At 57.1% G+C, this 13,452-nt stretch carries 13 protein-coding genes and 1 pseudogene; 5 read left to right on the plus strand and 9 right to left on the minus strand.

Going from position 1 to position 13,452, the window contains the following annotated elements:
* Positions 1–11 precede the first annotated feature (11 nt).
* The gene (locus tag AK2_RS07150; protein ID WP_157076260.1) at positions 12–710 is read left to right on the plus strand and encodes a hypothetical protein; all 699 of its coding nucleotides are present in this window, start codon (positions 12–14) and stop codon (positions 708–710) included.
* Here AK2_RS07150 and AK2_RS07155 read toward each other — a convergent pair.
* Entirely contained in the window at positions 707–1,510 is an 804-nt protein-coding gene (locus AK2_RS07155) for a response regulator (RefSeq protein ID WP_245632809.1), read from the minus strand. The genes AK2_RS07150 and AK2_RS07155 overlap by 4 nt on opposite strands.
* A gap of 107 nt (positions 1,511–1,617) precedes the next feature.
* Here AK2_RS07155 and AK2_RS16420 point away from each other — a divergent pair, with 107 nt between their 5' ends.
* Positions 1,618–2,367: a sensor histidine kinase gene (locus tag AK2_RS16420; protein WP_169794745.1), complete on the plus strand. Its 750-nt coding sequence runs from the start codon at positions 1,618–1,620 to the stop codon at positions 2,365–2,367.
* Here the strand turns inward: AK2_RS16420 and AK2_RS07165 are convergent.
* From AK2_RS07165 to AK2_RS07190, 6 genes are all read right to left on the minus strand, one after another.
* On the minus strand, positions 2,300–3,340 hold the full coding sequence (locus AK2_RS07165; RefSeq protein ID WP_067932863.1) for a COX15/CtaA family protein: 1,041 nt from the start codon (positions 3,338–3,340) through the stop codon (positions 2,300–2,302). The two genes, AK2_RS16420 and AK2_RS07165, sit on opposite strands and share 68 nt — an antisense overlap.
* A gap of 93 nt (positions 3,341–3,433) precedes the next feature.
* Positions 3,434–4,363 (minus strand): heme o synthase, encoded by a 930-nt coding sequence (locus AK2_RS07170; RefSeq protein ID WP_245632810.1) that lies wholly within the window; start codon positions 4,361–4,363, stop codon positions 3,434–3,436.
* Between the two features lie 110 nt (positions 4,364–4,473).
* A complete protein-coding gene (locus AK2_RS07175) occupies positions 4,474–4,794 on the minus strand; it encodes a cytochrome o ubiquinol oxidase subunit IV (protein WP_067932865.1) in 321 nt (106 codons plus the stop codon).
* 1 nt (position 4,795) lies between these two features.
* The gene (qoxC, locus tag AK2_RS07180) at positions 4,796–5,425 is read right to left on the minus strand and encodes a cytochrome aa3 quinol oxidase subunit III (RefSeq protein WP_067932867.1); all 630 of its coding nucleotides are present in this window, start codon (positions 5,423–5,425) and stop codon (positions 4,796–4,798) included.
* A 2-nt stretch (positions 5,426–5,427) separates the two neighbouring features.
* Positions 5,428–7,398 (minus strand): cytochrome aa3 quinol oxidase subunit I, encoded by a 1,971-nt coding sequence (qoxB, locus tag AK2_RS07185; RefSeq protein WP_067932869.1) that lies wholly within the window; start codon positions 7,396–7,398, stop codon positions 5,428–5,430.
* Between the two features lie 30 nt (positions 7,399–7,428).
* The gene (locus AK2_RS07190; RefSeq protein WP_245632811.1) at positions 7,429–8,379 is read right to left on the minus strand and encodes a ubiquinol oxidase subunit II; all 951 of its coding nucleotides are present in this window, start codon (positions 8,377–8,379) and stop codon (positions 7,429–7,431) included.
* A 1,001-nt stretch (positions 8,380–9,380) separates the two neighbouring features.
* Here AK2_RS07190 and AK2_RS17425 point away from each other — a divergent pair.
* The 3 genes and pseudogenes from AK2_RS17425 to AK2_RS17760 all read left to right on the plus strand — a co-directional run bounded on the left by AK2_RS17425 (position 9,381) and on the right by AK2_RS17760 (position 10,927).
* A complete protein-coding gene (locus AK2_RS17425; protein WP_245632812.1) occupies positions 9,381–9,671 on the plus strand; it encodes a DUF6323 family protein in 291 nt (96 codons plus the stop codon).
* 170 nt (positions 9,672–9,841) lie between these two features.
* The gene (locus AK2_RS17755; protein WP_369406126.1) at positions 9,842–10,081 is read left to right on the plus strand and encodes a DUF6179 domain-containing protein; all 240 of its coding nucleotides are present in this window, start codon (positions 9,842–9,844) and stop codon (positions 10,079–10,081) included.
* Positions 10,035–10,927: pseudogene (locus AK2_RS17760) on the plus strand (DUF6179 domain-containing protein). Before AK2_RS17755 ends, AK2_RS17760 begins: the two are co-directional and overlap by 47 nt.
* Positions 10,928–11,098: 171 nt before the next feature.
* Here the strand turns inward: AK2_RS17760 and glyA are convergent.
* Together glyA and sdaAA are read right to left on the minus strand one after the other, a co-directional pair.
* Positions 11,099–12,328, minus strand: a complete 1,230-nt coding sequence (glyA, locus tag AK2_RS07205; protein WP_169794750.1) for a serine hydroxymethyltransferase — start codon at positions 12,326–12,328, stop codon at positions 11,099–11,101.
* A 62-nt stretch (positions 12,329–12,390) separates the two neighbouring features.
* Positions 12,391–13,446, minus strand: coding sequence for an L-serine ammonia-lyase, iron-sulfur-dependent, subunit alpha (gene sdaAA / locus AK2_RS07210; RefSeq protein ID WP_067932874.1), 1,056 nt, complete (start codon positions 13,444–13,446; stop codon positions 12,391–12,393).
* Positions 13,447–13,452: the final 6 nt, after the last annotated feature.

Here is a 13,452-nt window from a genome sequence, read left to right on the forward strand (position 1 = left end):
GAGTGAAAGTTTTGAAAGCTGTACAATACTGCAGAATGAGATGGATTTCCGCCCGACACGCTTGGTCCACCATCTGGTGGCACCGCAACAACCTCGTGGAAAGCCCGGTGATTTCCGTCGTGAAATGGTCCAATAGGTGGCATCGCCCCCGTCACGCGCTCGCCCGTATGGACGCTTGGCTGATTGATTTCCTGCAGAGACGCTTTAACCTGCTGATGGCTCTCGTCCTCGTCGGTCTGTGCGTGTGGGGATTGGTGTCTGGGTTCGCATGGTTTGTCCTGGGCACGGCGGCCGTCGGCGCTCTGAGTTATTTCATGGGCCTGACCGTTTCTCTGCTCTGTGGAATCGCGTTTACCGGCGCGGACATTGGACTGGGCGTCGGGATGGGTGCGAATTGGAGCGTATCGCCCATCTTGTTGCAATGCGTGGGATACGGCTGCAGCGCATGGCTCGGCTTTCGCCACAAGCAGCAGCAGGAGCAAGCGAAACAGCGGTTGCTGACCAGCCAAGACGGCCATGAACCCCAGGTTCTGCCCTGGGCCGTTGTCAACGAAATCCGCACATCGCTGGCCGCCGTTCGTTTCCTGCTGTTTCCGCTGCACGAGGAACACACCAGCCAGGAACTGAAGAAAGCCACGGACGAACTGTCACGCTTGGAAGCGATCTTTACAGAAATTGAGCAGGAGGAGATGCAGAAAAAGCGGCGCTAACTCTGCGATGCGTCATCCCCTTGACCGGGAATCGTGTATCCCTCTCGGACCGCATACGCAGCCGCCTGTGCCCGGTTGTTCAAATGCAACTTGTCCAGGATGTTGCGCACATGGTTGCGCACCGTGTTTTCGCTGATGAACAGCGCGCGAGCGATGTCGCGGTTGCTGGCCCCCACGCTCAGGTGCCGCAACACTTCTACCTCGCGGTCGGTCAGTTTTTCCACCCCTTCGTCCTGACTCGCCGGCTGTGGGTTATTGAGCTCCGTAATGATGCGCATCGCCAAGTTACCAGGGATGACAGGTTCCCCGGCGTGCACCCGACGAACGGCTTCCATCACTTCAGTGGGACTCGCGTTCTTCAAAATGTATCCTGCCGCGCCGTTCTTCACAGCCTCGAACAGTGTCTCTTCGGCATCCGACACGGTAAGGATGAGTATGGACACATCCGGGAACTGCCGCTTAATCAGCAGCGTGGCTTCCAAGCCGTTGCACACCGGCATGTTGATGTCCATCAAGACAACATCCGGGCGGAGTTCAGCGCATTGTCGCAAAGCCTCCTGGCCGTTCGCAGCTTCCCCCACCACCGCGATGTCATCTGCCCGTTCGAGAATCGCCCGCACGCCTTGCCGAAACAACTCGTGGTCATCCACCACCAACACGCCAATAGCAGCTTTCGGTTCGCCAAGGTCCATACCTATCGCCTCCACTTCATACCTCTCGGCAAGATCCATGATAGCGCTCCGGCGCTGCCGGTGCACGCCCGCCACGCGTGTCGGACTGTGTCGGAACCGTGACAACATATGGGAGCCTCTGGCTACCGCCATGTGCGATTCATTACAATGGAATTACGCGAAGGGAATTCGCTGGTGTGCCTGGCACACCCATCGGGGAACGGAGTGGATATTGGGTGGAAGAGGTCGTCCGAGCCGGAAAATCGCAAACAGCCCGTCGGAACAAACTGAGTGAATCAGCCCGGCGGAGGCTGGAGCTTCATTATACACTACAGGAACGTCATCGCTTGGCGCGCGATTTGCACGATGGTATCTCACAGGACCTCGCCTACGCCAGTTCGCTGGCCAAACGCTTGGTCGCGGACAGCGAAGCGGGTTGCCCCATCCCAGCGGAGGATGTAAAAGCCATCAGCCGTATTCTGGATCAAAGCCTGGTGGAACTGCGTCAGGCCATCTACGACCTCGCTGTCGATCCGGACGAAGACCTGTTGCGCCACATTCGCCGCTATGCGGCCGACTTTCAGTCCCGCTACGGCATCACAGTGGAAGTTGACGTCCACGGTGCCATCCCGATGTTGGACGCCTACATCACAAGCCAAGTTCTGCGTGTCGTGCAAGAAGCTCTGGCCAACGTCCGCAAACACGCTCATGCGCAACGCGTGCAAATCCGCGTCCGACGAACGGGTACTTCGGCAGCTTCAGACCTGGATGGAAACGGAGGGGTCGATGGTGACGGGATTGAAGTCAGCATAAGCGACAATGGACGGGGGTTCACCCCGTCCATCCCCGCCTCGCCCGGGCACTATGGACTTCAAACGATGCGTGAACGGTGCCAACTCATCGGCGGCAGATGCCAGGTCAACTCCGAGATCGGCCGGGGAACAGTGGTAACACTTGAGGTTCCCCTTCGTGGCCCGGAGCCATAACCCGATAGTTTGCGGCCAGAGCGGTCACGGCGCACAGGTCCGCAAACAAGAGCGAAGAGAAGGAAACGTGCGTGAGAAAAGCGGGCAAGCTCAGGTGGGAAAGAATCAGCCAAGCCCCGCTGAATGCCTGCAGGCAAACCAGGATGACGGACAACAAGGTAAACCAAGCAGCCCCTCGACTTACAGCTCGGAACCGATACCCCAGGAGGGCCAGCCGGATGGTGACCAGGAGCATGCCCAGGGCGAGGCCGCGATGCACCACGTCAATGACAAACACATGGGGCATCGCGTGGTACGACTCCATCGGCAACGGCCAGCCCTGAAAACTCGCGCCGTCGCCCGTGCTAGCCACATAGGACCCGACATAAATCGCGACGTACGAAAACGCAAGAGCAAACCAAGACCAAAGATACAGCGTTCTCCCCAAGCCCGTGTCGTCACGGCCTTCTACAACCTTGCGCGCTCGCTCAGGACGCCACCCCTGTCCCCGCTCGGTTCGCCAGCTTTCCACTGTCATAACCGTCACACCCCCCAGCGCCAAGAGGGCTATGCCCATATGCGTAGCCATCAGCGCAGGTGGATTGATGGCGAACACGGCCAGCGCCCCGAGTATGGACTCCAGAACCACGCCCAGTACCATCCAGGCAATCGAAATGCGCAACCAACGATGTCTGCCGTACCAGCGCCAAGCGCAGATGATGGTCACCAGCAGCAAGATCTCCATCGCGAACACACTCACTCGATGGGCATACTCAATGGCGGTGTGTTCCGACCAAACGGACGGGATCAACTGTCCATTGCAGAGCGGCCAATCATGTCCACACCCATAGACCGATCCGGTCGCCGTATCGGCAAAACCAATCACATTGGCGACAAACAGGACGATGAGGGTGGTCAGCGACAACCCGAACAGCCGACCCCGCCGGGACCTAGCTGCCCCGCCTGACGTGGGTTTTATGGCCTGCATGCTCATCTGCGGTAACCTCCTGTACTTCGAACGCTCGTATCCCGGCGGGCCCTAAGCCGATTGAGATCCCCACTGCGGAGAAGGCCAGCTGCGTTTCCATCACACCAGACTCGCCACCACGAGCAGCGTGAACAATGCTGGTAAATCCAACAGCGACCATAAAAACGTCCGCCTGGCCCAGACGGTCGTCTCGTCGGATTCGCGCCACATGCGCAGGTTGGCCAGCAAAAAGACCACGCCCACAGCCGCCGCGGCAAAGACGTACCAAGTATGAACAGCGCCGGTGAGCCAGGGCACGAGCGAAACCAGCAACAAGAGTACGGCGTATCCTACGCATTGGCGCTTGGTGGTCCGCGCACCGCGGACCGCTGGCATCATCGGAATTCCGGCCCGTACATAATCGGCATTCTTATACAGCGCCAATGCCCAAAAATGTGGCGGCGTCCAGAAGAACACAATGGCAAACAACGCCCAGGCGGTCACGCTCAGGTGCCCGGTGACGGCGGCCCAGCCCACGAGCGGCGGAAACGCGCCCGCGCCCCCGCCAATCACGATGTTTTGCGGTGTCGTCCGCTTAAGCCACATGGTGTAAATCACGGCGTAGTAGACAAATCCGGCTGCGGACAACAGCGCCGACAGCGGATTTGCAAACACCCAGAGAACGACCACCGACAACACGCCCAAAGCGATTCCGTAAACAAGGGTCGCCCGTGAAGATACCTGCCCCATAGGCAAAGGACGCTTGGACGTCCGCGACATGACCGCATCAATGTCCCGGTCATACCACATGTTCACGGCCGCCGCCCCACCTGTCGACAGAGCCAAACCCAGCAGCAGTGCGAGGCTTTCTCCAAGGCTGGGTATGCCTCCTCGCGCGACGATAGCCGCGGCGTAGGCGGTAAACAACAGCAGCACCATGATGCGCGGCTTCGTCAGCTCGATGAACAACTTGACGGTGTCAAGCCAGCCGCGCGGCACTTCGACAACGTCCGCATCTGATTTCGCCCGTCCGACTGACATCGTCGCCATGGACGATTCTCCTTTCTCATCAAGGGGCTTGGTCGGAGACTGGGTGAGTCACCCAGCCCCTTCCCAGTGTGCGACCCTTGGGACGGTAAAATGCACCAGACCCGTCAGTATCAGTACGATTGATAATGAAAGGTCATAATCCAGATGGACATCAGACAGATGGCAAATGTGAAGATTAGACCTATCAACAACGTCACCGAGTGATAAGGCGGACCGTCACCTTCCGTAACGTGCATGAAGAAGAACAGCTGCACCAAAATCTGCAATCCGGCCAGAATCATCAAGATCCACATCATCGGCCCGACAGACATAGCGTGCGTCAGCGCCAACACGAAAGAGATGGCGGTCAGCACCAGGGACAATACGTATCCCACAATGTATAGGGTCGGCGAATGGTGGCCGTGCTGAGTCGTTTGCGCTCCCCGCTCCATTTTACATCACCACCCCGGACAAATAGACAACTGTGAAGATGAACACCCACACCACGTCGAGGAAGTGCCAATACAGGTTGACGATAAACACCTTGCGAGCGGTGACCTCGGTGATGCCGCGCCGCGCCACCTGCAGGAGGGTGATGAACATCCAGCCGATGCCGAGCGACACGTGGCTGCCGTGCGTGCCCACCAGGGTGAAGAACGCCGACAGGAACGCGCTCCTTTGCATCGTCGCCCCTTCCGCCACGTCCGCCATGAACTCCTGAATTTCCAGGCCCACAAATCCGAGTCCAAGCAGAATGGTGACGATAAGCCATACCATCAGCTGCTTTTTGTGGCCGTTGCGCATGGCCAAGGTCGCTAACCCGCCGGTAAAACTGCTGGTCAACAGCAGGAACGTCTCGATGGTGAAACCGGGCACGTCAAAAATTTCATGCGGCGTCGGGCCGCCGTCCGTATGCGTCCGCACCACCAGATAGGTGGCAAACAGGCACGCGAACAAGAGCATGTCTGTTGAGAGAAACAACCAGAACCCAAGAATTCGAACGGCCTGGTGCGGGTCCCGGTATTCGATGGACGAGGCCCGCGCCGATCCGCCAGAGGTGACGTGCTTTTCTGCGAGCGCCATGCTTACAACCTCCCCAGCGCCGACTCGGTCTCAACGACCTCGTGGGGCGGAATGTGATACTCGTCGTCATACTCGAACGCACGCAGGATGAGGCAGATGACCACACCGAGCAATCCCAGCGCCGCCAGCCAGAACCACTCGAACACGAAACCAAATCCCGCCACGAAGAAACAGGCGCTCAAAATGAAGGGACGGCCCGAATTCTTTGGCATGTGAATCGGCGCAATCTCATCCGCAGACGGCCGCAGCGCCTGGGTCTGGCCCGTTTGCTTCATCTCCCACCAAGCGTCACGCGAGGTGATGGTGGGAATGACGGCAAAGTTGTAGTGCGGGACCGGCGACGGCAACGACCACTCCAGCGTGCGTCCATCCCAGATGTCGCCCGTCACGTCACGCTCACCGTACCTGATGCTGTACAAGATCTGCGCCACGATGAACAAGAAGCCAATCCCCATCAGATACGCGCCGATGGTCGAGACCAGGTTCAGCGTGTTCCAACCCATATTGGCCGGGTAGACGTACATACGCCGTTGCATGCCCATAAAGCCGAGCGCATACTGCGGCATGAAGCACACGTAGAAACCGATGTTAAAGAACCAGAAGGCGCAGCGGCCGAGCCGATCATCCAATTTGAAGCCGAACATTTTCGGCCACCAATAGTACATCCCAGCCAGCATGCCGAAGACCACGCCGCCAATCAGCACCTGGTGGAAGTGAGCAATCAAGAAATAGCTGTTATGGTACTGATAATCGGCGGGTGCAGCCGCCAGCATGACGCCGGTGGCGCCACCGATGGCGAAGCACGGCACAAACGCGATGGTCCACAACATCGGCAGCTCCAGACGGATTCGGCCGCGAAACATCGTGAACAACCAGTTGAAGATCTTCACACCGGTCGGGATGGCCACCGCCATCGACGCCACGGCAAAGAAGGTGTTGACATCGGCGCCCGCGCCCATCGTGAAGAAATGGTGCGCCCACACAAAGAAGCTGATGACACTAATCAGCAACAAGGAAGTGACCATCGAAGTGTATCCGAAGACGCGCTTGCGCGAGAACGTCGCCACAACCTCGGAGAACACCCCGAAAGCCGGCATGATGACGATGTACACCTCTGGGTGACCCCAGATCCAGAACAGGTTGATGTACATCATCGGATCGCCGCCGTGCGTCATGGTGAAAAAGTGCGTGCCGACAATCCGGTCCAGCAGCAACAACGCCAGCGCCACGGTCAGTGCCGGAAAGGCGAAGATGATGACCAACGAGGTCGCCACAACCGACCATGTGAACAACGGCATCCGCATCAAGGTCATCCCTGGCGCCCTCATTTTCAGGATGGTGGCCAGGAAGTTGATGCCCGTGCCGATGCTGCCGATACCCGAGATCTGCAGCGCGAGCAGATAGAAGTTCTCACCGGGCCCCTTGTCAAACTCCGGTCCGGCCAACGGCGGATAGCTGACCCAGCCTGCGTCCGGGGAACCGCCAAACACGAAGGAGATGTTGAACAACAGCGCCCCGAAGAAGAACAGCCAAAAACTGATGGCGTTCAAATAGGGAAACGCCACGTCGCGGGCGCCAATTTGCAGCGGCACCGCGATGTTGAACAAGGCGAAGATGAACGGCATGGCCATGAACAGAATCATGATAGTACCATGCGTCGTAAAGATCTGATCATAGTGTTCGGCATCCAGGAAGTGATTGTTGGGCACCGCCAACTGCGTGCGCAAGAGAAGGGCGTCCACGCCGCCGCGGAACATCATCAACAGCGACGCTATCAAGTACATGATGCCAATTTTCTTGTGGTCAACCGTAGTCAACCACTCACGCCACAACCATCCCCACTTTTTGAAATAGGTGAGGACGAACACAATCCCAAAACCTGTAAGCAGAATCAGGACGTCCGAAATCCAAATCAGCGGACCCTCGTTCCACATCAGGTATTGGTCCCCAAACGTATGGAGCCATTGTGGCATCGACCGTTCACTCCTTTCGCCAGTCCACCATCAGGAATGTGCATTCGAGTCCTTGGAAGTCTGGGAACTCATACCGCTCATGCCGGCCATGTTGGCATCCAGGCCCTGGTCCATCATCATGTTAGGCATGTAGCGGCCGCCGTTCTTCCACACAATCTTGTCAAACAAGTTCTTCGGATACGACGAGTAGCTCGCCGTGCCCATGGTCCCCGGCTGTTGCAACTTGTTGTACCCAGCCATGGTCAAGGCGGGCGAGGACGACTTCACCTGCTTTACCCACTGATTGAACTCAGTGTCGGACTTCGCGACCACCTGGAAGTGCATGTGGGCGAACCCCTTGCCGGTGAAATTGGCGCCCGTGCCGAAGTAGCTTCCCGGCTTATCCGCCTGCAGCCACAACCGCATCGCCATGCCGGGCATGGTGTACTCTTGCCCGCCCAACTGCGGGACCCAGAACGAGTTCATCGGGGCGTCGGACGTGAGTACAAACTGCACCGGAACCCCCGTCGGAATCTCACAGTAATTGACTGTGGCCACCTTCTGACCGGGGTACTGGAACAACCACTTCCAGTCGAGGGACGTGACCTGAATCGTGAGGGGTTTCACGTCCTTTTCCGGAGGCTGGACAAGAGCAAACGTGCTCTTGCCGGTGTAGTACCCGAGCAGACCGACGATGACAATCGGGACGCCCCACCACACCACCTCCAGCCATTTGCTCTCCGACCATTCCGGCGTATACCCGGCCTTGCTTCCCGGACGGTCTCGGTAGCGTATGACAATAAACGCCAACAATGCCAATACGGGTACAATGACAATGAGCACGAGAACCGTGGACAACTCAATGAGGTGCAACTCCTCGCGACCGACAGGTCCTGCCGGGTTGAGCACTATGTATTCAGGTCCACATCCGGTGGCCAGAAACAGCAGAGCCAACGCCGTCAGACCTATCGCTCCCATACGTCTTGGTGTCCGACTCCTCAAGGCCCTATCTCTCCTTTCTGTCTTCGATGTTCTAACACTCGTGCCGAGGGTAGCCCGGCGCCCTTGCTGCCTGTGCACCCGGTCACACCCCTGCGGCGCCCGACAGGTTCGTTCACTTTCGTTCGATCCGACCGTGGATCGTACGGAACCCATGTCAACCATACTTCCTTCAAAACACTGGAGTAAGACGCACTCGGCCTGTTTGGAAATAGTCCTTTCGTGCTACAGGCATAGTCCGTATTAGTGCCTGGACAGCAGAAAGGGGCGCCACTCAATTGGGACTCCCCCATCAGGAGGACTGCGCCCCAGCGGACGTGCAGCGCGAGTTCCACGGCGGGGGCTGGGTTGCTAGCCGCGGCAGCATGGACATGAAGGGGGGTTAGCCCTTCACCTGACACTCCTTGAGGAACCTCCTGCACTGCACAAGCACAGAGCTGCTGGGTTCCCCCTGATTGAATGATGAAGAACGAGATGCCGCAAGCAGTGTACAAATTTCCTCTACGGGGTGTATTCAAGACGCCCATCGAGTGTCGGAGATTTTCTCAAATTGCGCGGCAGAAACAGGGGGGTTTTTCTTACAAATGTTGAATGCGCCGCATGAGTCCTGCTCAGACCATGCGGCGCAATCGTCAAAGCGCATATGCGAGTTACAAACGTACACGATAACACTCCGAAATCCATTGACGCTGCAATGAACGTGCGGTAAAATATACACCAAAATTTTATATATTTTTTATTATATAACAATTTGCATCGAATGTCAATGGGAATTTGAACGGTTATGTGCCAAGAATTCGGTCTTTACGGGAGTGAAGCCACATGGTACTGTCCCGCCTCCTCAATTGCATGAGCATTGCAACTCAAATGCCGTATGTAACAGAACTACTCTCCCTAAACGAAAGGACCATAGCGTACAACCTGCGACTAACCCCTCGTGACATTCAGGACTTGATGACGGCCAGAACTCAGGTTCTGTACAGTTACGGGCGAGTGGGCCGGGAATGGAAGCCACAAAAGAACTCATTGAAGTTTTTTCCGCGTCCCCGTGTATTTGTCAAGAGAACTACATCTCGACGCTGAACGAACTTCACGAGATTTTCTATTACCTGAAGAACGAGACTGAAGACAAGATCGGCGATTTCAAATTGATCGCGATAATGAAACATTACTTTGACAACGAATGCGCGGGTTCCCTGAAACTGTTACGAAACAAGCTTGAAGAGTTTGCCGAGAATTTCAGAATCCAGACCATGCATCTAGAGTATCTGAAGGAAGGAGACGATGAATCGTGATACCTGGCGACGCAGGCTATTCCGCAAGTGATGACCAGTCACTAACTTGCTCAAACGATATCAATCCATCACGGCTGGACAAGCATCAGTATACACTCTCCCTCTTGAACGAAGCACAGCGCATTGGCCTGTTAAGCAATCAGGAAGTTTATAGCATCCAGTATAGGCTGATGGTTATCTTGGGGGACCTGATTTGGCGATACACACAGGGAGAAAGCTCATCCGTTGCAACTGACACAGCGGAAAGCATCCTAACGTCCATCCTGTATGCCGTGGACACTTATTTATTGAATCTTGAGCATCCCAATCAAGCAATCACCTACTTGAAGACAAGCGACGTTGTGAAACTCTGTGAAAAAAGGGGTGGAACGGGTCAGTCAATGCCTCGAAGAGGTAAAGTCACTTTATAAAGAGGTCAAGCGACATAAGCTAGAGGTTCCGGTCGATGCCTACCATACGACGATTGATGAATCGTTACCCCTATTTATAAAGAAATACAACATCATATTCGAAGCCCATAACACAATGGCGAGCATTGATTATCCCTTGGGGATGGATAACATGCGTTTGCAGGGTATCGTCTACATTCAGCACTATTTGGAACGTCTGCAACTCGAGAATGAATTTTGCTTGAGATTTAACCCAGATGCCCTGATTCATATGATGGAGAGTTTCGGACGGTTGCATAGATTTGATTACCGGATCGAGTTATTCAATATTTTTGAACTTTCTCTTCACAACTCCTTGTTTTCGATCCTATCAGGGGGTGACGCCGACCAAGTTCAAATTTCAACGCATCAATTTGAACGGTTAGAGCGGATGCCCAATCGAATGCGCGCGGGATCGAAAAAATGATTCATACGTCTCTAAATCGACTCCAACACGCATTGCAAATCCATGACGCTCAGACGGTCGATTATATGAATCAATGTAGCAGGGAACTGATAGGACGTATTCTCAACGCAGCTAAGCATGGCAACCTACAATCCGTGATCATTTCGGATGGACCAGAGAAAATAAAACCTGTTGTCATGTCCATCCATGCAGGAAACAGAATGAGCGATGTCCGGCTGAGAAAACTGCTCGACGAAATGATTCGGAGCGAAACGAAGGAGGAGAAAGTCCGACTCATAAAATCGAATTTCTACTCCCTACACGATTACTTAGAGGGGTGGAGACACCGAACTGCGAACCATCGTTTTCCAGAAGAAACGGGCCGAATTCGATTGGCAAGTTCAATTGATACGGGACCGTAAAACATGAAGCAGCCGAATCCGAAGCTAAGGGAAGCAGAAGCGGTAATGGACGCCGAGGTCAATCCACAGGATGCTGACAAACAAATCCCCAAACATAACTGGGGCTCTCCCCTCCCCCATCATACGATGGGTTTTGGGACAGCCCCCCTCTGTCATGCCAAGTTTCCCAGCTTAAACATAGGTCAGCCCGTCATACAACGGGAAGCGCGCGCACAACGCCCGCACCTTCTGGCGCGCCGCGGCCAAGGCCGATTCGCTCCCGTCCTTGAGTGTGAGGGCCAGAATGTCGGCTATCTCCGCCATGGCCTCCTGGTCCATGCCGCGCGTGGTGACGGCGGGAGTGCCCAGGCGAATGCCGCTGGTCGTGTTCGGCTTTTCCGGGTCGAACGGTATGGCGTTCTTGTTTACGGTCACGCCCACCTCGTCGAGGCGTCGTTCAGCTTCCTTGCCCGTCAAGCCCACGTTGCGCAAGTCGACCAACATCAGGTGATTGTCCGTGCCCCCGGATACCAACGTAAATCCCCGCTCGGACAGCGCGTCAGCGAGAGCCTGGGCGTTGTCCACCACCGCTTGTGAATACTGGCGAAACTCAGGGCGCAGCGCCTCGCCGAACGCCACCGCCTTGGCGGCAATGATGTGCATCAGGGGCCCGCCTTGAATGCCTGGGAACACCGCCTTATCGATGGCTTTCGCGTGTTCTACCTTGCACAGGATCATCCCGCCTCGCGGCCCGCGCAGCGTTTTGTGCGTGGTCGTGGTCACAAAGTCTGCGTACGGCACCGGCGACGGGTGATGACCCGTGGCCACCAGACCGGCGATGTGGGCCATGTCCACCATCAACAACGCCCCCACCTTGTCGGCGATGTCCCGCAGCCGCGCAAAGTCGATGACCCGCGGATAGGCGCTAGCGCCCGCGACCAACAACCGTGGCCGGTGCTCTTCGGCCAGCCGCTCCACTTCATCGTAATCAATCCGCTGGCTGGAGGCATCGACCCCGTACGGCACGAATTGGTAGGTCTTGCCCGAAAAATTGACCGTGCTCCCATGCGTCAGGTGGCCGCCGTGCGCCAGGTTCATCCCCAACACGGTGTCCCCCGGGTTCAGAGCCGCAAAGTAAACGGCCATGTTGGCCTGGGCTCCCGAATGGGGCTGCACGTTGACATGGTCGGCGCCGAACAATTCCTTCGCCCGCTCGATGGCAATCCGCTCGATCACGTCCACGTGTTCGCAGCCGCCATAGTAACGACGCCCGGGATACCCTTCAGCGTATTTGTTGGTCAGAACGGTTCCCATGGCCGCCAACACGGCCCGACTGACAAAGTTCTCCGAAGCAATGAGTTCGATCTTTTGCCGCTGCCGCTGTAACTCGGCCTGCATGGCTGCGGCCACGTCCGCATCCATCTGGTTCAAAAACGTCACATGCCTTCCCCCTCGTGATCGGGCCATCGCCGCACACGCACGCATTAGAACACTGAGACGACGCGGATATCGCGCACCCCCCTGATGCCGGTCCGCAAGTCCGCCAGCACCGAAGATGGGACAGGCTGATCCACCTCACACACTGTGACCGCGTCGCCACCTTTTGTCCACCGCTCCAAACTCAGGCGCGCAATGTTGGAGCCACGCTCGTCCAACAGGCGCGATACGCGAGCGAGAAACCCCTGTTCATCCACATGATACAAGATTAGCGTGAAACGTTCACCTGTGAACCTGACGTGCAGGCCGTCCAGTTCTATCACCTCGACCTTGCCCCCGCCGATGGAACTGGCCACCAGAGCGGTCGCTCTGGTGGCGCCCGCCAGCGCCATGTCGGCCGCTGCCAGCGCGGTGATGGCGTGTAAACCGTTGCGCGTGACGCAAGGGACCTCGACCAGTCCCGCCACCGGATCGCACACAAGCCCGAGTGAGTTTTGCAACGCCAAAGCCGCCGCATGCACCGCCGCTTGCGGCGATCCGCCCGCCAATTCGACCAGCGCCCCGGCGGCCATGGCGGTGGCAGACCCCACTTCCGCCTGGCAGCCGCCGGCCGCGCCGGAAATGCAGGCCGCGTTGGCGATGGCAAGCCCCAGCGCTGCGGCCGTAAACAGACTGCACACCAGCTGGTCTCGCGTATACCGCCCGGAGTCCAGGAGGCTTACCAGAACCCCCGGCAAGATTCCCGCAGCGCCCGCTGTCGGCGTAGCCACGATGCGCCCCATCGCCGCATTGACTTCCGACACCGCCAACGCGTACGCCATCGCCCGCAGGGGCTCCGGAGGCACAAAGCTGGCGCCGCGTCCAAGGTAGGCGTGCACGCGCGCCGCATCCTGTCCGGTCAACCCCGTGCGCGAGCGCTCCGGTTCCAGGATACCTTTGCGCACCGCCTGTTCCATCACCGCAAACTGGCTCGCCATCTTGGCCATCAGCTCGTCTTCGTCGAGCCCCGATTGTCGCTCTTCCACGGACATCATCAGACGAGCAATCGACAGGCCTCTTTCTTCCGCCTGCCGCGCCAGTTGAGAAAGGCTGGTAAAGGACACTCTCCA

The organism is Alicyclobacillus kakegawensis NBRC 103104 (assembly GCF_001552655.1).
Lineage (GTDB): Bacteria > Bacillota > Bacilli > Alicyclobacillales > Alicyclobacillaceae > Alicyclobacillus_G > Alicyclobacillus_G kakegawensis.